Source organism: Rhodobacter sp. P2_H5 (genome assembly GCF_056403335.1).
Window position 1 is genome coordinate 45828 of sequence record NZ_JBFUFS010000011.1, and the last position, 20295, is coordinate 66122.

At 65.2% G+C, this 20295-nt stretch carries 18 protein-coding genes; 9 read left to right on the top strand and 9 right to left on the bottom strand.

What is annotated here, in order from left to right:
* Positions 1 to 82 precede the first annotated feature (82 nt).
* The 3 genes from ribA (at position 83) to AC1DVR_RS15390 (ending at position 3620) form a co-directional block, all read left to right on the top strand.
* Complete coding sequence (ribA, locus tag AC1DVR_RS15380; protein WP_478001475.1) at positions 83 to 1168, top strand: GTP cyclohydrolase II; 1086 nt, start codon at positions 83 to 85, stop codon at positions 1166 to 1168.
* Positions 1165 to 1668, top strand: a complete 504-nt coding sequence (locus AC1DVR_RS15385) for a L,D-transpeptidase family protein (RefSeq protein ID WP_478001476.1) — start codon at positions 1165 to 1167, stop codon at positions 1666 to 1668. The genes ribA and AC1DVR_RS15385 overlap by 4 nt, the downstream gene beginning before the upstream one ends.
* Positions 1669 to 1739: 71 nt before the next feature.
* A complete protein-coding gene (locus tag AC1DVR_RS15390; RefSeq protein WP_478001477.1) occupies positions 1740 to 3620 on the top strand; it encodes an alpha-amylase family protein in 1881 nt (626 codons plus the stop codon).
* Here the strand turns inward: AC1DVR_RS15390 and AC1DVR_RS15395 are convergent.
* Positions 3617 to 4270, bottom strand: a complete 654-nt coding sequence (locus AC1DVR_RS15395; RefSeq protein ID WP_478001478.1) for a YggS family pyridoxal phosphate-dependent enzyme — start codon at positions 4268 to 4270, stop codon at positions 3617 to 3619. The two genes, AC1DVR_RS15390 and AC1DVR_RS15395, sit on opposite strands and share 4 nt — an antisense overlap.
* Positions 4271 to 4363: 93 nt before the next feature.
* Complete coding sequence (locus AC1DVR_RS15400) at positions 4364 to 5326, bottom strand: porin (RefSeq protein WP_478001479.1); 963 nt, start codon at positions 5324 to 5326, stop codon at positions 4364 to 4366.
* 545 nt (positions 5327 to 5871) lie between these two features.
* On the opposite strand from AC1DVR_RS15400, the gene AC1DVR_RS15405 reads away from it, so the two are divergent.
* The 4 genes from AC1DVR_RS15405 (at position 5872) to holA (ending at position 10638) form a co-directional block, all read left to right on the top strand.
* Positions 5872 to 6387 (top strand): DUF3576 domain-containing protein, encoded by a 516-nt coding sequence (locus tag AC1DVR_RS15405; RefSeq protein WP_478001480.1) that lies wholly within the window; start codon positions 5872 to 5874, stop codon positions 6385 to 6387.
* A 123-nt stretch (positions 6388 to 6510) separates the two neighbouring features.
* Positions 6511 to 9156, top strand: a complete 2646-nt coding sequence (gene leuS, locus AC1DVR_RS15410) for a leucine--tRNA ligase (RefSeq protein WP_478001481.1) — start codon at positions 6511 to 6513, stop codon at positions 9154 to 9156.
* Positions 9143 to 9628, top strand: coding sequence for an LPS assembly lipoprotein LptE (gene lptE / locus AC1DVR_RS15415; protein ID WP_478001482.1), 486 nt, complete (start codon positions 9143 to 9145; stop codon positions 9626 to 9628). Before leuS ends, lptE begins: the two co-directional genes overlap by 14 nt.
* Positions 9625 to 10638, top strand: a complete 1014-nt coding sequence (gene holA, locus AC1DVR_RS15420) for a DNA polymerase III subunit delta (RefSeq protein WP_478001483.1) — start codon at positions 9625 to 9627, stop codon at positions 10636 to 10638. The genes lptE and holA overlap by 4 nt, the downstream gene beginning before the upstream one ends.
* Here the strand turns inward: holA and AC1DVR_RS15425 are convergent.
* Positions 10635 to 11429 carry a protein-disulfide reductase DsbD domain-containing protein gene (locus tag AC1DVR_RS15425; protein ID WP_478001484.1) on the bottom strand — a complete coding sequence of 265 codons (795 nt, stop codon included), beginning with the start codon at positions 11427 to 11429 and terminating at the stop codon, positions 10635 to 10637. The genes holA and AC1DVR_RS15425 overlap by 4 nt on opposite strands.
* Positions 11430 to 11590: 161 nt before the next feature.
* On the opposite strand from AC1DVR_RS15425, the gene AC1DVR_RS15430 reads away from it, so the two are divergent.
* Together AC1DVR_RS15430 and AC1DVR_RS15435 are read left to right on the top strand one after the other, a co-directional pair.
* On the top strand, positions 11591 to 12145 hold the full coding sequence (locus AC1DVR_RS15430; RefSeq protein ID WP_478001485.1) for a YqgE/AlgH family protein: 555 nt from the start codon (positions 11591 to 11593) through the stop codon (positions 12143 to 12145).
* Positions 12145 to 13290, top strand: a complete 1146-nt coding sequence (locus AC1DVR_RS15435) for a BaiN/RdsA family NAD(P)/FAD-dependent oxidoreductase (protein ID WP_478001486.1) — start codon at positions 12145 to 12147, stop codon at positions 13288 to 13290. Before AC1DVR_RS15430 ends, AC1DVR_RS15435 begins: the two co-directional genes overlap by 1 nt.
* Here AC1DVR_RS15435 and AC1DVR_RS15440 read toward each other — a convergent pair whose 3' ends face one another.
* The 6 genes from AC1DVR_RS15440 to AC1DVR_RS15465 all read right to left on the bottom strand — a co-directional run bounded on the left by AC1DVR_RS15440 (position 13291) and on the right by AC1DVR_RS15465 (position 20248).
* On the bottom strand, positions 13291 to 14103 hold the full coding sequence (locus AC1DVR_RS15440; RefSeq protein ID WP_478001487.1) for an ABC transporter permease: 813 nt from the start codon (positions 14101 to 14103) through the stop codon (positions 13291 to 13293).
* The gene (locus AC1DVR_RS15445) at positions 14093 to 15028 is read right to left on the bottom strand and encodes an ABC transporter permease (RefSeq protein WP_478001488.1); all 936 of its coding nucleotides are present in this window, start codon (positions 15026 to 15028) and stop codon (positions 14093 to 14095) included. Before AC1DVR_RS15445 ends, AC1DVR_RS15440 begins: the two co-directional genes overlap by 11 nt.
* Positions 15029 to 15095: 67 nt before the next feature.
* On the bottom strand, positions 15096 to 16085 hold the full coding sequence (locus AC1DVR_RS15450; RefSeq protein WP_478001489.1) for an ABC transporter ATP-binding protein: 990 nt from the start codon (positions 16083 to 16085) through the stop codon (positions 15096 to 15098).
* Between the two features lie 112 nt (positions 16086 to 16197).
* A complete protein-coding gene (locus AC1DVR_RS15455) occupies positions 16198 to 17355 on the bottom strand; it encodes an ABC transporter substrate-binding protein (protein ID WP_478001490.1) in 1158 nt (385 codons plus the stop codon).
* 185 nt (positions 17356 to 17540) lie between these two features.
* On the bottom strand, positions 17541 to 18665 hold the full coding sequence (locus tag AC1DVR_RS15460; protein ID WP_478001491.1) for an NAD(P)/FAD-dependent oxidoreductase: 1125 nt from the start codon (positions 18663 to 18665) through the stop codon (positions 17541 to 17543).
* An 80-nt stretch (positions 18666 to 18745) separates the two neighbouring features.
* Positions 18746 to 20248, bottom strand: a complete 1503-nt coding sequence (locus tag AC1DVR_RS15465; RefSeq protein WP_478001492.1) for an amino acid ABC transporter permease/ATP-binding protein — start codon at positions 20246 to 20248, stop codon at positions 18746 to 18748.
* Positions 20249 to 20295 lie beyond the last annotated feature (47 nt).

Consider the following 20295-nt stretch of genomic DNA (forward strand, 5'->3'; position numbering starts at 1 on the left):
TCGCCTCACGCGGACGTGTCAGTTTGCCGCCATATGTTTCAAATTCCCGCCCGAAGCCCTAGATAGTGTTTCAGGAGATGCCATGACACTTGCCCCGACCCTGACAGAAAAGCTGGCCCGCGCGCGGGGCGACCTGCGGATGGGCGTGCCCGTCGTGCTGGTGGGCGACGGCGCGGCCCTTGTGGTGGCCATTGAAGAGCTGGACGCCGGCCGCCTCGCCGACTTCCGCGCCTTGGGTCGGCCCGAGGTTGCGCTGACCCTGCGGCGCGCCGAAACCCTGAAAGCCCGCGCCTATGATGGCGACCTCGCCCGGATCGCCGTGCCGGACGAGGTGGGTCTGGACTGGCTGCGCAGCCTTGCCGACCCGGCCGATGACCTGCGGGTGCCGATGAAGGGCCCGCTGATGGCGCTGCGCGAGGGCTCTCCCGCCCTGCACCGCGCCGGAATTGCTCTGGCCAAATCGGCGCGCCTGCTGCCCGCCGTTCTGGTGGTGCGGATCGCCGATGGTCTTGGCCTGGCCTTGCAGGAGGGCCTGACGATGCTCGCCCTGGCCGAGATCGGGCCGGAACTGGCGCGTCTCTCGCCCCTTCATCCCGTCTCCGCCGCCCGGGTGCCGATGATCGCCTCGCAGGCCGGGCGCGTTCATGTCTTCCGCCCCGAGGATGGCGGCGAGGAGCATTACGCCATCGAGATCGGCCGCCCCGACCGCAGCCAGCCGGTTCTGGCGCGGCTCCATTCGGCCTGCTTCACCGGCGATGTGCTGGGCAGCCTGAAATGCGATTGCGGCCCGCAGCTGCGCGCCGCTTTGGCCCAGATGGGGCAGGAGGGCGCGGGTGTGCTGCTCTACCTCAACCAGGAGGGTCGCGGGATTGGGCTCGCCAACAAGATGCGCGCCTATTCCCTGCAGGATCAAGGCTTTGACACGGTGGAGGCCAACCACCGCCTTGGCTTTGAGGATGACGAGCGCGACTTCCGCATCGGTGCCGACATCCTGCGCCGGATGGGCTTCCGCTCGGTCCGCCTGATGACCAACAACCCCCGCAAGATCGAGATGATGCAGGGTTGCGATCTGGCCGTGACCGAAAGGGTGCCGCTGCATGTGGGCGAAAACCCGCAGAACGCCGATTATCTGGCGGTTAAGGCCAGCAAATCCGGGCACCTGTTGTGAGCCGGGCTGACCTTGTCGTCACCCCCACCGGCCTGCGCTTTCAAGGCCGCCTTTTCCCCTGCACCATCGGCCGCGGCGGTATCGTCCCCGCGGCGGCCAAGCGTGAGGGCGACGGCGGCACCCCCACCGGCACGCACCGGATCGTCGGCATGCTCTACCGCCCCGACCGGATGCCGCAGCCTACCCCTTGGGCCCTGCCCATCGGCCCGACCGACCTGTGGTCGGATGACAGCCGGGATGCGCAGTATAATCAACTGGTTCAGGCCCCCCACCCCTTCTCGCACGAGGCGTTGCGGCGTGCCGATCCGCTCTATGATCTGGTCCTGATCACCGACTGGAACTGGCCCAAGGCCACACCGGGTCGCGGCTCGGCCATCTTCATCCACCGCTGGCGCAGACCCTGCGCGCCCACGGCGGGCTGCGTGGCCCTGGCGCCCCGTGATCTTCTGTGGATCGCCCGCCACATCACCCCCGACAGCCGCCTGATCGTCCCCGCCTGAGCCCCGCCAAACAGGCTTCTCAAAACGCTTTGGAAGGCCTAGACTGACCTGATCCGAGGGAGGATCAGATCATGGCAAAAGCGGCGTCCGTGACGGATGACGACATCTTTGCACTGCGGCTGGCGCGCAGCGCGCCGGACCTCTGGCCGATGCTGGAGGCGGTTTACGGCCAACACCCGGACTATGACGGCTTTCGCGACCGCCTGCTGGGGGCGCTGACAAAGGGCTGGACCAAGCGGCCTGCCGACCTCAAGCGCCTCGACCTCCAGCGCGATCTGGAGCCTGACTGGTTCCAGCGGCCCGACATGGCGGGCTATGTTTTCTACATCGACCGTTTTGCGGGAACCTTGAAGGACATCCTCAAGAAACTCGATTATCTGCAAGACCTTGGCATCACCTATGTCCATTTCATGCCCTGCCTGAAACCGCGCCCCGGCGACAGCGACGGCGGCTATTCGGTGATGGATTACCGCGCGATCAACCCCGACTACGGCTCGATGGACGATTTCGAGGAGGTCACCGCCGCCCTGCGCGCCCGTGGCATCTCGGTCTGCATCGACCTCGTGCTGAACCATACCGCCAAGGAGCACGCCTGGGCGCAGGCCGCCGCCAAGGGTAAGGCCAAGTATCAGGATTACTACCTGATGTACGACGACCCCGCCCTGCCCCGCACCTATGAAAAGACCCTGGTCGAGGTCTTTCCGACCCATGCCCCGCGGAATTTCACCGAATACCCGCATTTCGGCAAATGGGTCTGGACCACCTTCAACGAACACCAATGGGATCTGAACTGGGCCAATCCCGAGGTTTTCCTTGAGATCACCGAGATCATGCTCCATCTCGCCAACCGGGGCGTCGATGTCCTGCGGCTGGATGCGGTGGCCTTCATGTGGAAGCGGCTCGGGACCCGCTGCCAGTCGGAACCCGAGGTCCACATGCTGCTGCAGGCACTCCGCGCCTGCTGCCGGATCGCCTGCCCCGCCGTCCTGCATCTGGAAGAGGCGATCGTCGGCCCGGAAGAGATGCTCCCCTATCTCGGGCGCGGGCGGCATGACGGGCGCGAGGGCAATCTCGCCTATCATAACAGCCTGATGGTGCAGTTCTGGGGCGCTCTGGCCACCCGCGATGCCCGCCTGATGCGACAGGTTCTGGCCAAGCACTTCCCCGACCGGCTGACCAATGCGACCTATGCCACTTATATCCGCTGCCATGACGATATCGGCTGGGCGGTGACGGACGAGGATGCCGCTGCCCTGCAAATCTCCGGCGGGGCGCATCGCAGCTTTCTGTCTAATTTCTACGAGGGCAGCTTCCCCGGCTCTTTCGCCGCGGGCGAGCTGTTTCAGGCCAATCCCGAGACGGGCGACAAACGGATCTCCGGCACCTTCGCCTCGCTCGCCGGGCTGGAGCGGGCCGAGGGCGATGCGGGGGCCACGGCGCTGGCGGTGCAGCGCATCCTTCTGGGCCATGCACTGATCGCCTCTTTCGGCGGTATCCCCTTGATCTATATGGGGGATGAGCTGGCCATGCTGAACGACTACAGCTATCATGACGACCCCGCCCATGCCCATGACAGCCGCTGGCTGCACCGGCCGCGGATGGACTGGCACCTCGCCCATTTCCGCCATTCCGACGACAGCCCGGCGGGCGAAGTGTTTCGCGGCACCAAGCGCATCCTCGCCCGACGCAAGGCGACCGAGGCCCTGCACGGCGCCTATCCGGTGCAGATCGTCGATCCGGGGATCGCGGGCATCTTCGCCTTTGTGCGCAAGGCGCCGACCGGGCCGCTGCTTTGCCTGTTCAACATGACCGAGCATTGGGTGAACCTGCCCGAAAGCTTTGCCCGCGCTCAGGGGGTGACGCGGATGCACGACGCCCTGTCCGACCATGCGGTCATCGCCCATCACGGCGAGATCGCCCTGCCCCCCTATGCGCGGGTCTGGCTGCTTTAGCCGTAGCTGCGTGCCCCGAAAATCGCGGAGCCGACGCGGACATGCGTGGCTCCCAAAGCCACGGCGCTTTCAAAATCGCCGCTCATCCCCATCGACAGAGCCTTTAGCCCGTTGCGGGCGGCCAGTCCGGCCAAGGCGCTGAAATGCGGCGCGGAATCTTCGCCCTCGGGCGGGATGCACATCAGGCCGATCGGCGCGAGATCCAGCGCACGGCATTGGATGACGAAAGCATCCAGCGCCGCGGGCAGGATGCCGGCCTTCTGCGGCTCGGCCCCGGTGTTGACCTGGATGAAGAGCTGCGGGCATTGGCCGCGGGACTGCGCCAGCTTGGCCAGCTTTTCGGCCAGCGAGATGCGGTCCAGCGTGTGGATCGCCTCGAAAAGCTCGACCGCCTGCTTGGCCTTGTTGGTCTGCAAGGGGCCGATCATATGGACCTGAACCCCGGGGAATGCGGCGCGGAAGCCCGGCCATTTGCCGGCGGCCTCCTGCACGTAATTCTCGCCGAAGACGCGGTGCCCCTGCTCCAGCACCTGACGCACCCTCTCGTCCGGCTGCACCTTGGACACGGCAATCAGCGTGACGTCACCCGGCGCACGCCCGGCGCGTTGGCAGGCTTCAGCGATACGGCGGGAAATCTCGATCAGTGACATGGCGGCCCCTCTTTTGGGCGGCAGAAGGCCACAGACGGCCGAAAATGAAAAGAGCGGGCAAATGCCCGCTCTTCCCTCCGTTTGATCGTAAGATCAGAACGAGAACTTCACGCCGACGTCGGCAGCGTTGTCGCCGAACAGGGTGTGCTGAACCGAACCCGACAGGCTCACGCCGCCGCCGAGGTCTTGGGTCGCGCCGATGCCGACAGCGGTGTCGTTCGGCTTGACGCCGGCGACAACTGCACCACCGGTTGCAACGTAGCCGCGAACTTCGAGCGAGCCGAAGGACTTGGCAGCGTAGACGCTGATCAGAGCGTCGCCCGAGTCGAACGAGTCGCCGTCTTGGTAGATGGCACCAACGGTGGCGAAGCCAGCGTCGTATTCAGCCGACAGGATGTAGTTGTTGATGTCTTCCGCGCCAGCAGCAGCAGCAGCGTCCGACGGGGAGAAGGAGCTGTAGCCAGCGCCGAGTTGCAGAGCGCCGGTTTTGTAGTCGACCGAAGCTGCGATGTGATCAGCGCCGTTTTTGACGGTCTGGTCAGCCTTGTGGTACGACACGCGGCCGGTGAAGCCAGCTGCCGAGTAAGCAGCCTGCACGCCGACTTGGTTTTCGTTAGCAGCCGAGAAGGCATGCGACGAGAAGCCGACGACCGGGATAGCTTCGTCGTTGCCCGGGTCACCGCTCGACGAACCCAGGAAGCCGACTTCCGAGTTGTAGATGGTGGCCATGTTGTCGATGGCGTCGGAGATGTTGCCGGCGTCCAGACGGAACGGGCCCGACGACACGTAGAAGCTGGCGGCCGACGGCGAAGCGTCGTTGTTGCCTTGGTCAGCTTGCAGGCGGACACGGCCACCGATTTCGAAGCCGGTGTCAGCGGTCGCGGAAACGTCGAAGTTGATCCGCAGACGCGAGGACAGTTGGGTCTTCGGGGCGTTCGAACCGTCTTGGTCGAAGTAGACAGCGCCGATACGGCCGTAGCCGGTCAGTTTGTACTCAGCGGAAGCGGCACCAGCGGTGGCTGCCAGCAGAGTGGTCGCAAGAAGAATCTTTTTCATGGTTTCCCTCGTTGTGTCTTCAGGGGTAGCCCAACTCAGGCGAGTCCGAACTGGGTATGGCCCTGTTTCGCCTGACAGCCCTTGGATTGCAACGCGAAGCACTGGGTCACCGGGCAAAGGCAGGATCATTGGTGCAGCTTTGCCACAGTTGCGCCACCCGGCCGCCTCACCCGGGCGCGCTTTGGATCCTTCACGCCCTCCGGGTAAGGAGCGCGCGGCGGATTTCAAGATCTCCGCCCAGGCAATAGCCACAAGAATTCTCAGGGTTTTCACCACCCTGCCCGCCTTCAACCCCGAAAGGCGATTCGATCCGACACCGCCCCGCCTCGCGGTCGCGCGCTTCGGGCAGGCGGCAGACAGGCGTCACACTCGGGGGCATCATAAGGACTACACGCGCGAGGCGGTCTGGCCCGAGCACCATCGCCGGTGGCAGGAAGACCGTGCCGCGACGACCATGAACCGCTGCCCCGGGGCAGGATGCCGGGGAAAGCCCTTGGCAGCCCTGCGCCTCTGGGCTAGATACGTCCTCAAACTCGGGGGTTCGGATGGTTCATCATCGCCATTTCGCTGTAATTTCGGCCTTGGCACTTGGCGCCTTGCTTTCGGCATGCGGCAGCTTTTCCGGCACGCAGCGGGCGCCCGCCACGGATGCGGAATCCACGGCGGCCGAAGCCTCGCCGATCGACCACGAGCGTGTCGCGGATGGCAAGAAGCGCTCGACGGTCTGGGACCTGTTCAAGGGCAGCGACAACCCCAATGTCACCGTGAAGGTGAACAAGTATCTGTGGAACGCCTCGCTGGACGTGCTGAACTTCCTGCCGATCCAGTCGGTCGATCCTTTCACCGGGGTTATCGTGACCGGTTATGGCACGCCTCCGGGCGGCGGGCGCAGCTACCGCGCCACGATCTACATCCAGGACCCGGCACTGGACGCCCGCTCGCTCAAGCTGTCGCTGCAAGGGTCGAACGGCGCTTCGGTCGCCCCTGAAACGGTGACCGCCGTCGAAGATGCGATCCTGAACCGGGCCCGTCAGCTGCGGATCGCCGATTCTCACCTCTGACCGGAGGAACCCCGGCCGCGGCCGCGATTTTTTCGCCCCGACCCGCCCCTGTGGCTGGACCTTTCGCCTTTTGCAGGTGTAATTCCGGCCCGGTTGACCTTCCCTTATATATATGGGCCCCAGATGTCGCGCTACGAACCCGCCGTGATTGAGACGAAATGGCAGAAGGCCTGGGACGAGGCGCAGGTCTTTCAGGCCCGGCGCGACCCGGCCAAGCCCAAGTATTATGTGCTCGAGATGTTCCCCTACCCTTCGGGCCGCATCCATATGGGTCATGTGCGCAACTACACGATGGGCGATGTGGTGGCACGGACCAAGGCGGCGCAGGGCTTTTCCGTGCTGCACCCGATGGGCTGGGACGCTTTCGGCATGCCGGCCGAGAATGCCGCGATGGAACGTGGCGGCCATCCGCGCGACTGGACCTATCAGAACATCGCCGACATGCGCGGCCAGATGAAGCCCTTGGGCCTGTCGATCGACTGGAGCCGCGAGCTTGCCACCTGCGACCCGGAATATTACGGCCAGCAACAGGCGATGTTCATCGACATGCTGGAAGCCGGCCTGATCTACCGCAAGAAGGCCGTGGTGAACTGGGACCCGGTCGACATGACGGTTCTGGCCAATGAACAGGTGATCGACGGGCGCGGCTGGCGCTCCAACGCCTTGGTCGAACGGCGCGAGCTGACCCAGTGGTTCTTCAAGATCTCGGACTATTCGGGCGAACTCCTGTCAGCCCTCGACGGCCTGAAGGATTGGCCGGAGAAGGTCCGCCTGATGCAGGCTAACTGGATCGGCAAGAGCCAGGGCCTGCAATTCGCCTTCAAGACCGTCGGCGCCCCCGCCGGGTTCGAGACGCTGGAGGTCTATACCACCCGCCCCGATACGCTGATGGGCGCCTCCTTCGCCGCCATCTCGCCCGACCATCCCCTGGCCAAGGCACTGGAAGCGGACCCGAAGATTGCCGAGTTCATCGCCCTCTGCCGCAAGGGCGGCACCTCGGCCGAGGAAATCGAGACCGCCGAGAAGATTGGCTTCGACACCGGCCTGCGCGTCCAGCATCCGCTCGACCCGAACTGGGAACTGCCGATCTGGATCGCCAATTTCGTCCTGATGGATTACGGCACCGGCGCGATCTTCGGCTGCCCGGCGCATGACGCGCGCGACTTCGAATTCGCCACCAAGTATGATCTGGAGATCAACGCCGTCTTTGTTGCGGAAGGTCAAGAAGACACCGACCTGACCGAGGCATTCGTGCCGATGAAGTCGGAAAAGGTCAACTACATCCGCGGCTTTGCCGGGGCTGAACTTCAGACCGGCGAAGAGGCGATCGCCGCCGCCATCGCCCATGCCGAGGCCAATGGCTATGGAAAGGGCGTCACCAACTACCGCCTGCGCGACTGGGGCATCTCGCGCCAGCGCTATTGGGGTTGCCCGATCCCGGTGATCCATTGCGCCACCTGCGGCGTCGTGCCCGAGAAGAAAGAGAACCTGCCGGTCGAACTGCCCTATGACGTGACCTTCGACAAGCCGGGCAACCCGCTCGACCGTCACCCGACATGGCGCGATTGCACCTGCCCGAAATGCGGCGCGGGGGCGAAGCGCGAAACCGACACGATGGACACTTTCGTCGACAGCTCCTGGTACTACGCCCGCTTCACGGCGCCGCGTGCCAGCACGCCGACCGTGGCCGATGACGTGAATTACTGGATGAACGTCGATCAATACATCGGCGGCATCGAACACGCGATCCTGCACCTCCTGTACTCGCGCTTCTTCGCCCGGGCGATGCACAAGACCGGCCATCTGCCGCTGAAAGCCATCGAGCCCTTCAACGCGCTCTTCACTCAAGGCATGGTCACGCACGAGATCTACAAGACCACCGACGCCAACGACCGCCCGGTCTATCACCTGCCCGAGGATGTCCGCAAAATCTCCGTCGACGGCAATGTCGTGACCGTGCTGAAAAGCCGTCTCGCCGACATTGGCATTGACCCCGAAGCCACGGAAATCCCGGAGGAGGCGCTGCAGGCGATCACCCTTCTGGCCGACATGCAGGTCGAGGTGATCCCCTCGGCCAAGATGTCGAAGTCCAAGAAAAACGTCGTCGACCCGATGAACATCATCGCGGCTTTCGGCGCCGATACCGCGCGCTGGTTCGTCATGTCCGACTCGCCGCCCGAACGCGATGTGGAATGGACGGCCTCCGGCGCCGAGGCGACCTTCAAGCACCTCTCCCGCGTCTGGGCCTTGTCCGAGCGGATTGCCGAGATGCCCGCCGACCACAAGGGCGAAGGCGACGACGCCCTGCTGCGCGCCATGCACAAGGCGATTGCCGAGGTAACGGCGGGGATCGAGGGCTTTGCCTTCAACAAGGCCATCGCGAAACTTTACGAGTTCACCAATGCCATCGCCCGCGCTTCCGCCTCCACTTCGGTGATGAAAGAGGCGATCCGCACGCTGGCGCGCCTCATGTCCCCCATGACCCCGCATATCGCGGAAGAGGTCTGGACGGTGCAGGGCGGTGAAAACCTCTGCGCCCAAACCGCCTGGCCCAAGGCCGATCCGGCCATGCTGGTCGACGACACCGTGACCCTACCCATTCAGATCAACGGCAAGCGGCGGGCGGAAATCAGCGTGCCGAAAGACATGCCCGCTTCCGAGGTTGAAAAACTCGCGCTGCAGAACGAGGATGTCCTACGTTTCCTCGCCGGTCAGCCGGTCAAGAAGCTGATCGTGGTTCCGGGGCGCATCATCAATGTCGTGGTCTAGACGCAGCTTCCTCCTGATGCCGCTGGTGCTTGGCGCCTGCGGCTTCACGCCGGCCTTCGGGGTCAATGGCCCGGCCGAGGGGCTTTTGGGCACGATCCGCACCGCGGACCCGACCGACAAGAACTCCTTCGACTTCGTGCAGCACATGGAGGAACGCCTTGGTCGCCCGACCACGCCGCTTTACGATCTGAACTATACGATCACCACCAAGGCGATCGGGGTCGGCATCACCACGGGCGGCGCCATCACCCGCTACACCCTGACCGGCGGCATCGACTGGGCCCTGACCCGGCGTGCCGACAAGACGCGGATGACCGGCGGTCATATCGACAGCTTCACCGCCTATTCCGCCACCGGGTCGAACGTGGCCGGGCTGACCGCGGAAACCGACGCCTACCTGCGCCTGATGCGGCTTTTGGCGGATGATGTGGTGATGCGGCTGGTGGCGGCCTCGTCCAGCTTTCCGAAATGAAACTCGCCGGGGCCGAGGCGCGGCGCTATCTCGCCAAGCCTGACCCGGGCAAGGCGGCGCTGGTGATCTTTGGCGAGGATGCGATGCGCGTCGCCATGAAACGGGCCGAGGCGACGCTGGCCTTGGCCGGGCCCGGCGCCGATGCCGAAATGCGCCTGACCCGCATCCCTGCCGCCGACCTGCGGAAAGATGCCGCAGCCCTGCAGGATGCCGTCAAGGCGCGCGGCTTCTTTCCCGGCGCCCGCGTTGTCGTGGTCGAGGATGCCACCGACGGGCTTTCCGCCACCCTGCAGGCCGCCTTTGACGACTGGCGCCCCGGCGATGCCAATATCATCGTGACCGCCGGCAACCTGACCGGCAAATCCGCCCTCAAGACCTTGGCCGAAAAGCATTTTGCCGTGGCCTGCATCGGCCTTTACGACGACCCGCCGACGCGGGAAGAGATCGAGGCCGAGCTTTCACGCGCCGGCCTGTCGCAAGTGCCCTCCGACGCGATGGGCGAGCTTCTGACCCTGTCGCGCAGTCTGGAGCCCGGCGATTTTCGCCAGACCCTCGAAAAGATCGCGCTCTACAAATACCGCGACTCCGCCCCGCTGACTCCGGCGGAAATCCTCGCCCTCGCCCCGGCCACCGTGGAGACCGAAGCGGAAGAGCTTCTGGACGCCGTGGCCGAGCTGCGGATGGGCGAGATCGGCCCGATCCTGCGCCGGCTGGAAGGCCAGGGCGTGCTGCCGGTGACGCTGTGCATCGCGGCTTTGCGCCATTTCACCACGCTGCACCTGATGGCAACCGATCCCGAGGGTGCCGCCTCGGGCTTTGCCCGGGCGCGCGGATTTTTCAAGCGGCGCGACAGGATGCTGAAACAATCCTCGAACTGGCCGACCCGTCAGGTTGAAAAGGCGCTGGCGCTGCTGGTGGAAACCGACATGACGCTGCGCTCCTCCTCCCGCGCGCCGGCGATGGCGGTGATGGAGCGTTGCCTGATCCGGATCAGCCGGCGCGAGCGTTAAGGCGCCGGGCAGCCGTGCAGTTCGACCGAGCGGTCGGCGCCGAGGATCGTCACCGTGACCCCTGAACGGTCCAGCGCAAAGGGCGCGCCTGCAGGTGGCACCAGATCGGCCTCGGCCACCAGCACCCCGCCATCGCGGCTGGAAGAGGCTTGCGAGACCCAGATGCCGGGGTCCTGCGTCTCGAAAATCACCGTCTCGTCCTTGCCCTGCGCCGGCAAGGCGATCCGCGCGGTCAGTCGCACGCCGTCCGAGATCGGCGAGACGGCGCAATTCGCCCCGGACTTCGACACCTTCGGCCCGGCCCGCAAGGCGGCGTCGATCAGCGGGTCCGGCGCCCCTGCCCCGCCCAGCGTCGCATCAAAGGTCAGATGCGCGGGCATGCAGATGTCATGGCAGACGCCCAGGTCCATCTTCAGCGCCAAGGTCACCGGCTGCGCGGGATCCTGCGGCACCACCTCCATCGGCAGGACCAGCCGGTCGAGGTAGCCGATGCTGGTCAGCCCGCTTTGAGTGATCACCTTCGGGCTCGGCCAGTGAAAGGCCACGCTCTTGAGGTTCTTCGACCCGGCCCAGTCAAAGGTCGGCGGAATCCCCGCTTCGCCCGGGGCGCGCCAATAGGTCTTCCACGCCGGCGCCATCTGCAGATCCAGCGCCGCCATGTAATGGCCATCCGCCATCCGCCAGCCGGGCAGCATCTCGGCCCGCAGGACATCGTCCTGATTTTCGGCACGGGCAGGCCCGGTCAGCAGCGGGGCGGTCAACAGGACAGCGAGGAGCAGGTTTTTCATCATGCCCGGACCATAAGCAAAGCCTGCTCCTTTCGATAGTCCGGCCCGATCACTTTGCAGCGAAGCGTAAGTGAAGCGGGAACCCTGTCCGATCTTTGGGGGTTGAGAGGGGACCCACTTGCCCCCATCTTGGAGGAGGAGGACGATTCGATGGACCTGACCAGATGGACCTGACTGGCAAACTGATCCTGGCCATGCCCGGCATGAGCGATCCGCGTTTTGAACGCGCGGTGATCCTCATTTGCGTGCATACGGCCGAGGGGGCGATGGGCTTGATCCTGAATCGCCCCGTGCCAGAGCTGAGCTTTGCCGACCTTCTGACCCAGCTGAAGATCCCGCGCGGCGATCTGGGCCGCGACATCCGCATCCACTCCGGCGGCCCGGTCGAACGCGGGCGCGGCTTTGTGCTGCATTCGACCGATTATGGCGGCGGTCAGGCCACGACCATGGTCGGCGGCGCCTATGGCATGACCGCCACCCTCGACGTGCTGGAGGCTTTGGCCCGCGGCAAGGGCCCGGCGCAAGCCTTTCTCGCCCTTGGCTATTCCGGCTGGGGCCCCGGCCAGCTGGAGGCCGAGATCGCCCGTAACGACTGGCTGACCGCCGAAGCCTCGGATGGCCTGATCTTCGGCACCGAGGACCCGCGCAAATGGGCAAAGGCCCTGCAGGCCATGGGGATCGAGCCCCTGACCCTGTCGCCCAGCGCCGGCCGGGCCTGATGCTTGACGCCCTGGTGATCGGCGCCGGGCCCGCTGGCTTGATGGCGGCCGAAGAACTGGCCCGCGCCGGGCGCCGCGTGGTGATCTGCGAGGCGAAATCCTCCCCGGCGCGCAAGTTCCTGATGGCGGGCAAAAGCGGGCTCAACATCACCAAGGATCAGGACCCCGCCGCCTTTGACGCCGTCTACGCCTGCCCGAACCTGACCCCGATGCTGGCCGAGTTCGGCCCGGCGGAGGTGATGGACTGGTGCCGCGGCTTGGGCCAGGAGGTCTTTACCGGCTCCTCAGGCCGGGTGTTTCCCACCGTGATGAAGGCCTCCCCCCTCGTCCGCGCCTGGGCCGCGCGACTGGCAGGCATGGGCGCCGAGATGCGCCTGCGCTGGCGCTGGACCGGGTTTGACAGCGCGGGTCTGGTCTTTGAAACCCCCACAGGCCGCGAAGTCCTGCACCCCAAGGTCACCGTTCTGGCGCTCGGCGGCGCCAGCTGGGCAAGGCTCGGCTCGGATGCCGCCTGGGTGCCGTGGTTGCAGGCCAAAGGCGTCGAAATCGCCCCTTTCCAACCCGCCAACATGGGCTTCGCGGTGCAATGGTCGCCCCATATGGCCAAGCATTTCGGCCAGGCCGTCAAGGGCGCCGCCCTCTGCGTCGGACCCTTGCGCGAACGCGGAGAGTTCGTCCTGACCGCCAAAGGCGTCGAAGGCGGCGGCATTTATGCTGTCTCCAAACCCCTGCGCAAGGGCGCCAGCCTGCATCTCGACCTGATGCCCGATATCCCCGCCCCCGAGGTCGCGGCCCGCCTCGCCAGGATGAAAGCTTCCGAAAGCCTCGCCAACCGCCTGCGCAAGCTGGGCCTTTCGGCCCCGGCACTGGCTTTGGTGATGGAGTTCGGCCGCAGCCTCGACCCGGTTCAGGCGATCAAATCTCTGCTGCTTCCCCTCAATGGCCCGAACCCGCTGGACGAAGCCATTTCCACCGCCGGCGGCGTGACCTTCGCCAGCCTCACCCAAGACCTCGCCCTGAAGGCCCTGCCGCAAACCTTCGCCTGCGGCGAAATGCTGGATTGGGAGGCCCCGACCGGCGGTTATCTTCTGACCGCCTGCCTCGCCACCGGGCGGTGGGCCGGGCGGGCGGCAGCGCGGGTGTAGCTACTTGCCCCCGCCCGCCGTCTCGCCCCCCTCGCGGGTCAGGTAATAGGCGAGCAGGATCGGCAGAAAGGTCGTGGCAAACACCACCATCGCCACCACATTGGTCACCGGGCGCTGGCGCGGGCGGATCAGCTCGTCCAGCATCCAGATCGGCAAGGTCTTTGAGCTCGCCCCAACACCGGCAGTGAAGGTCGTCACGATCACCTCGTCAAAGCTCAGCGCAAAGGCCAGCATGCCCCCCGCGAGCAGCGCCGTGCCCAAGTTCGGCAACAGCACATGTCGGAAGGTCTGGAAGGCATTGGCGCCGAGGTCCGCCGAAGCCTCCAATATCCCGCCCGACAGACGGCGAAAGCGGGCGACCGCGTTGTTATAGACGATGACGATGCAGAAGGTCGCATGGCCCAAGACGATGGTCAGCCAGCTGAAATCCAGATGCAGCATCGGCACCGCCGCCCGCAGCGCGATCCCGGTGATCACCCCCGGCAAGGCGATCGGCAGCACGATCAGCAAGGACAGCTGATCGCGCCCCCAGAACCGCGCCCCGCTCATCGCGGCAGAGATCAGCGTGCCGAGGATCAGCGCGAGGAAGGTCGAGATCAGCGCCACCTTCAAGGACAACAGCAGGGGCGGCCAGATATCGGCCCGGTTCCAGGCCACGGCAAACCACTTGGTCGTCAGCCCCGGCGGCGGAAAGGCGAAGGACCTCTCCTCGATCGTGAAGGCGTAAAGGAAGATCAACAGGATCGGCAAATGCAGGAACAACAGGCCCAGAATGGCCGAGAGTTTCAGCGAGAACGAGGCTTCAGAGCGCATCGAAAGCCCCCGCTTTCCGTGCCAGCGTCAGATACACCAGCATGATCAGGATCGGCACCACGGCAAAGGCCGCGGCCAGCGGCACGTTCCCCGCCGTGCCCTGTAACTGGTAAACCGCCATGCCGATGAAGCTCGACGAATTGCCGATGATCTGGGGGATGATGTAATCGCCCAAGGTCAGCGAGAAGGTGAAGATCGACCCCGCGATGATCCCCGGCAGGGCCAAGGGCAGGGTCACGCTCCAGAAAGTCCGCCGCGCGCTGGCGCCAAGATCGGCGGAAGCCTCCAGCATCGAGGTCGGCACCCGTTCCAGCGCCGCCTGCATCGGCAGGATCATATAGGGCAGCCAGACATAGCAGAAGACGATGAAGGTGCCGAGGAAACTGGTCGACAAGGAATTGCCCCCGACCCCCGGCAGGCTGAGCGCCGCGTTCAAAAGCCAGTCGGTATGGGTGGCGGTTGCGGCCCAGGTGATGATCCCTTCCTTGGCGAGGATCAGCTTGAAGGCATAGACCTTGACCAGATAGCTCGACCACAGGGGCAGCATGACGCCAAGGTAAAACGCCGCCTTCCATCGGCCCTTGGCGAAGCGGGCGGCGTAATAGGCCACCGGAAAGGCAATCACCGCCGAGGCGAGCGTCACCGATGTGGCCATCAGCAGTGTCCGGGTGATGACGGCGAAATTCGAAGGGCGGAACAGCTGGCCATAGGTCTGCAGCGTGAATTCGGGGATCACCACGCCAGAAAAATCGTCCAGCCGGTAAAAGCTTTGCAGGAGGAGCGCCGCCAGCGAGCCGAGGTAAACCACTCCCAGCCACAACAGCGGCGGGGCGAGCAGCAGCGCCAGAAGCACCCTCGGGTGACGCCAGAACAGCCGGGTCAGACGGTCTGCGAGATTGCGGGCGGGGAAGATCGCAGGCGTCATGGCTGGCCCCCGGTGTTGCGCGGGACGAAAGGCAGGGCCTCCGGCGGGAGTATTTGGCAAAGCGCAATCATGGTTCGTTTGCCATGACGTGGAGGGCGTCGGGCGCAAAATTCAGGGCGATCCGGCTGCCTTCGGGCGGCACCGGGGCGCCTGCGGGCAGGAAGGCCGCGATCTCGGTGCCGTGCAGCGACAGGCTAATCCTTGTGCCCGACCCCAGGTAGCGGTGCGAGAGGACGGCGCCCCTGATCGGCCCGGTTTCGGCCAGATGCAGCGCCTCGGGGCGCAGGCTGGACCAGCGCGCCGGACCGCCCAGCGCCTCGGTCAGCTCGGGCGGTAGCACGTTGGACGAGCCGACGAAATCGGCGACAAATCGGCTGGCGGGCTGGGTGTAGATCTCCTGCGGCGAGCCGATCTGGGCGATCTTGCCATCGGAAAAGACGGCGAGGCTGTCGGCCATCGACAAAGCCTCGCCCTGATCATGGGTGACGAAGACAAAGGTGATGCCGAGGCGGCGCTGCAGCGCCTTCAACTCGTCCTGCATCGCCTCGCGCAGTTTCAGATCCAGGGCGCCGAGCGGTTCGTCCAGCAACAACACGCGCGGTTCGTTGACCAAAGCCCGCGCCAAAGCCACCCGCTGCCGCTGCCCGCCCGACAGCTGCGCGGGCTTGCGGTCGCCATAGGCGTCGAGCTTGACCAGCGCCAGCATCTCCTCGGCCTTGGCATGGCGCTTGGTGCGGCCCATGCCCTTGACCATCAACCCGTAAGCCACATTGTCGCGCACATTCATATGCGGAAACAGGGCGTAATCCTGAAACACCGTGTTCACGTTGCGCAGATGCGGCGGCACCGCCGAGACATCCTCGCCAAAGATCCGGATCTGCCCGGAGGAGGGCTGTTCGAACCCCGAGATCAGCCGCAGGCAGGTGGTCTTGCCCGACCCCGAGGGCCCGAGCATGGCAAAAAACGCCCCTTCGGCGATGGTCAGGTCAACCTGATCGACCGCCTTCACAGGGCCGAAATGCCGGGTGACGGATTGAAACTGAACGGCAGGCTGCATGGGGTCCGGTATCCATAAAGAAGCCGGGCTGGGTCATCCCGGCCCGGCAATGGCAGGATGGGCAATCTGCCCATCCTGCTTGGGGTAGGATGGGCAATCTGCCCATCTTGCCTCAGTTGCCGCCGACGACGGCCATGTAATCGCTCACCCAGGTCGCGTAGGGCACGCAAGCCCCGGCGCCCGCCTTGCAGTCAGCAATCGGCGTGGTCCAGAAGTGGATCTTGTCGAAGGTCTCCGACCCGTTGGCCTTGCAACCCTCGGCCGTTTGCAGGCCCGATCCGTCGCCACAGGCCGCAGGCACCACCGGAACCGACCCGAACCACGACGACAGGTCGGATTGCAGGTTCGAATTCAGCGTGTGTTCCATCCACTTGTAGGCGCAGTTCGGGTGCGGCGCATTGGTGGCCAGCATCGTGGTGTCCGACCAGCCGGTGGCGCCCTCTTCCGGCACGGTCGAGGCGATCGGGAATTTCTCACCCAGCAGCAGGTTCACCTGATAGGGCCAGGAGGTCGAGGCGACGATGCCCTCGTTCTTGAAATCGTCTGTCTGCACCGTCGCATCCGACCAGTACCGGCTGACCAGCTTGCGCTGCGCGCGGAGCAAATCGAGCGCTGCGGCATATTGCGGCGGGGTCAGCTCATAGGGTGAGGTGATGCCAAGCTCGGGCTTGTGCGCCATGAGGTAGAGCGCGGCATCGGCCACATAGATCGGCCCGGCATAGGCCTGCACGCGGCCGGCATTGGTCTTGCCGTCGGGCAGGTTCTGTTCCTCGAAGACCACCGACCAGGACTTCGGCGCCTCCTTGAAGACATCGGTATTGTACATCAGCACGTTCGGCCCCCACTGATAGGGCACGCCGTAATGCTTGCCATCCACCGTGAACCAGGCGCCATCCTTCAGACGCGGGTCGAGCTTGTCCCAGGACGGAATCAGGCTCGTGTTGATCTCCTGCACCTTCTTGCCCGCCACCAGCCGCAGGCTGGCATCGCCCGAGGCGGTGACCAGGTCGAAGCCGCCCTGGTTCATCAGCGTCACCATCTCGTCCGAGGTGCCGGCAGTCTTGACGTTGACCTTGCAGCCCGACTCCGTCTCGAACTTGGTGATCCAGTCATAGGCCTTGTCGCTTTCGCCGCGCTCCATATAGCCGGGCCAGGCGACGATATCGACCTCGCCCTCGCCCGCGCCCACCGCCGTGACCTGCGCCATCAGCGGTGTTGTGGCCAGAGAAAGGGCCAGAAGCCCGGTGCCCATCCGTTTAAGTGTCTTCATCGCAATCTCCCTGATGAGGCGCCGTACCGGCGCGGTGCCGCTTGTGCGGGCTTATGATCAAATTAGAGGGAGCGGGACGGGAAGCAAGCAGATTTTCGCCGAAGGGCAATTGCCCCGGGTCAGGGCCGCGGCCCCTGCCCCTTCGCCGTGCAAAGGGGCAGGAAGATCGCGTCAGTCAAAGCGCGTCAGGCAAAGCGCGCCGGGCGGAAGGTGGCGAGCAAGGGATGCGCCTGACCGGTCGCAATCTCCCAGGCCAGCAATTCGCCCGCGATCAGGCCCAGGGTGGCGCCGCTGTGGCTGAAGGCGACGTAATAGCCCGCGATCTCCGGCACCGCGCCAAAGACCGGCTCGCCATCGCTGGGAATCGGCTTCGGCCCGATGCCCTGGCTGGCAAATTCCAGCTTGGGATGGCCCTCCAGCACCTTGGAGGCCTCTTCCAGCAGGCCGGCGATGGTCGAGTCCTTGACCGTATAGGTCCCGTCCGCGTTCACGATGACCTCTTCCTCAGACCAGGCGGAATCAAGCGCCAGCCCGCCATCAGGCATCGGGCGCACCGCGACGCGGGGGGTGTTCAGCACGGCTTTCAGCCGCAGGGTCAAGGGCTTGGTCCGCACCAAAAGGGCGATCGGCGTGCCGTCGTCGATCTTCACCCCCGCCTCTGCCGCCATCGCGGGCACCGCCCCGCCGGTCGCAACCAGCACCGCATCAGCGGTAAAGCCGAGGCCCGAGGTCGTGGTGACCCCGGTCGCCCGCCCCCCCTTGACGGTGACCGAAGCGCGGCCCGCGTCGGTCACGACCTTGCCGCCGCGCTCGATGAATTCCGACATCAGCACCTGCACCAGCGAGGGCAGATCGACCCAGCCCTCGCCGGGGTTGAAGATGGCGCCCTGTGGCGTCACCGCACTGGCGGCGATGCCCGGCGTCACCCCGGCAATCTCGTCCGCCGCCAGATGCAGCGCATCATAGCCCAGCGCCTGTTCATGGGCGAAGACCGCCGCAATCTCGTTGCCCGGGCCATCCGGGTCCCAGGTCAAAGCGCCGTCAAAACGCAGCCAGTCGGCCTGCGGGAATTTGGTGGCAAGCGTGCGGTAGCGGTCGATCCCCGCCATCCGCAGCGCGTGATATTCGGGCGAGCGTTTGCGGGCCGAGTTCAGCCAGGCCAGCGAGCGGCCCGAGGCCCCCATCGCCAGAGGCCCGTCATTGATCAGCGTGACCTTGACGCCGCGCCGCACCAGCTGCACCGCGGTGGAGGCACCGAATATGCCGCCGCCCACCACGATCACACTGGAAACATTCGAGGATTTTTCCATATCCGAGGACTTTCGTTACAAGATTTCACACCTCCGGCGCAGGGCTGGACCCTGAACCGGGGCAGGTTTGGGCCGGGGGGTTACAGCACCTCGGCCAGGAACAGCTTCAACCGGTCGCTTTGCGGCGCATCGAAGATCTGCGCCGGCGGGCCCGCCTCGACCACGCGGCCCTCGTCCATGAAGACGACCTGATCGGCGACCTTGCGGGCAAAACCCATCTCGTGGGTCACCACGACCATGGTCATGCCACGGCGGCCCAAGTCTTCCATCAGGGTCAGCACGCCCTTGACCAGTTCGGGGTCCAAGGCGCTGGTGACCTCGTCAAAGAGGATGATCTCCGGCTCCATCGCCAGGGCCCGGGCAATCGCCACGCGCTGCTGCTGGCCGCCCGACAGGTTGCCGGGCCGATGGTCCTTGCGCGTCGCCAGCCCCACATCCGCCAGCCGGGCCGAGGCGATGCGTTCCGCCTCCGCCGTCGGCATGCCCTTGATCCTGGTCAGCGAGAGCATGACGTTTTCCAGCGCGGTATGGTCCGGGAACAGGTTGAAATGCTGGAACACCATCCCCACCCGGCGCCGCAGCTTTTCGGGCTGCATGGCGAGGATGCTCTGCCCGTCCAGCCGGATATCGCCGCCCTTCGGCTCCACCAACCGGTTCAGACAGCGCAGCAGGGTCGACTTGCCCGAGCCGGAAGGCCCGATGATGCAGGTCACCGTCCCCGGCTTGACCGTCAGGCTGACGCCTTTCAGAACGTCGACCGTGCCGTAAGCCATGGTCAGCCCGTCGACCTCCAGACTGCCGCCCGTGAAGCGGTTGGCAGCAACCGGTTTGGCCGATTCCAGCTCGCCCACCTCGGCCAGACCGCTGGTCAGCGTCGGCCGCTTGCCGACCCGCAAACGGCGGTCGATCAGGTTGACGACATGGGTCAAAGGCACGGTAATGATCAGGTAGAAAATCCCCGCCAGCAGCAAGGGCGACAGGTTCCCCGTCACCACCGCCTGATCCTGCCCAACCCGGAAAATCTCGCGCTCTGAGGCCAGAAGCCCCAGGAAATAGACCAGGCTCGAATCCTTCACATTGCCGATGAACTGGTTGACCAGCGCCGGCAGCACCCTTCGGATGCCCTGCGGAATCACGATCAGCCGCATCCCCTGCCGGTAGTTCATGCTGAGTGCCCGACACGCCTCCATCTGGCCGCGTTCCACGCTTTGAATGCCCGAGCGGAAGATCTCGCCGATATAGGCCCCGGCGATCAGGCTCAGCGCCAGAATGCCCAATGGGTAAGGCGAGGGCCCGAAAATCTCGCGCCCGATGCGGGCAAAACCCTGTCCGATCAACAGGATGGTCACGATGGCCGGCAGGCCGCGGAAAATGTCGGTGTAGATCTGTGCCGGGTAACGCAGCCAGCGCGACTGCGAGATGTTCATCACCGCCAGCACCATGCCAAGCACCACGCCCAGCACGGTCGAGGCCGAGGCGAGGATCAGCGTGTTCTTCAACCCGGTCGTAATCATCATCGGCAGAACTTCTGCCATCGCCTGCCAGTCCAGAAAACTGCGGCGTAAATTCTCTAGCCAGTCCATTCATGCCCCTTGGTGCTGAAGGCTTGGCCGCAGGCCTCTGCCTGCGG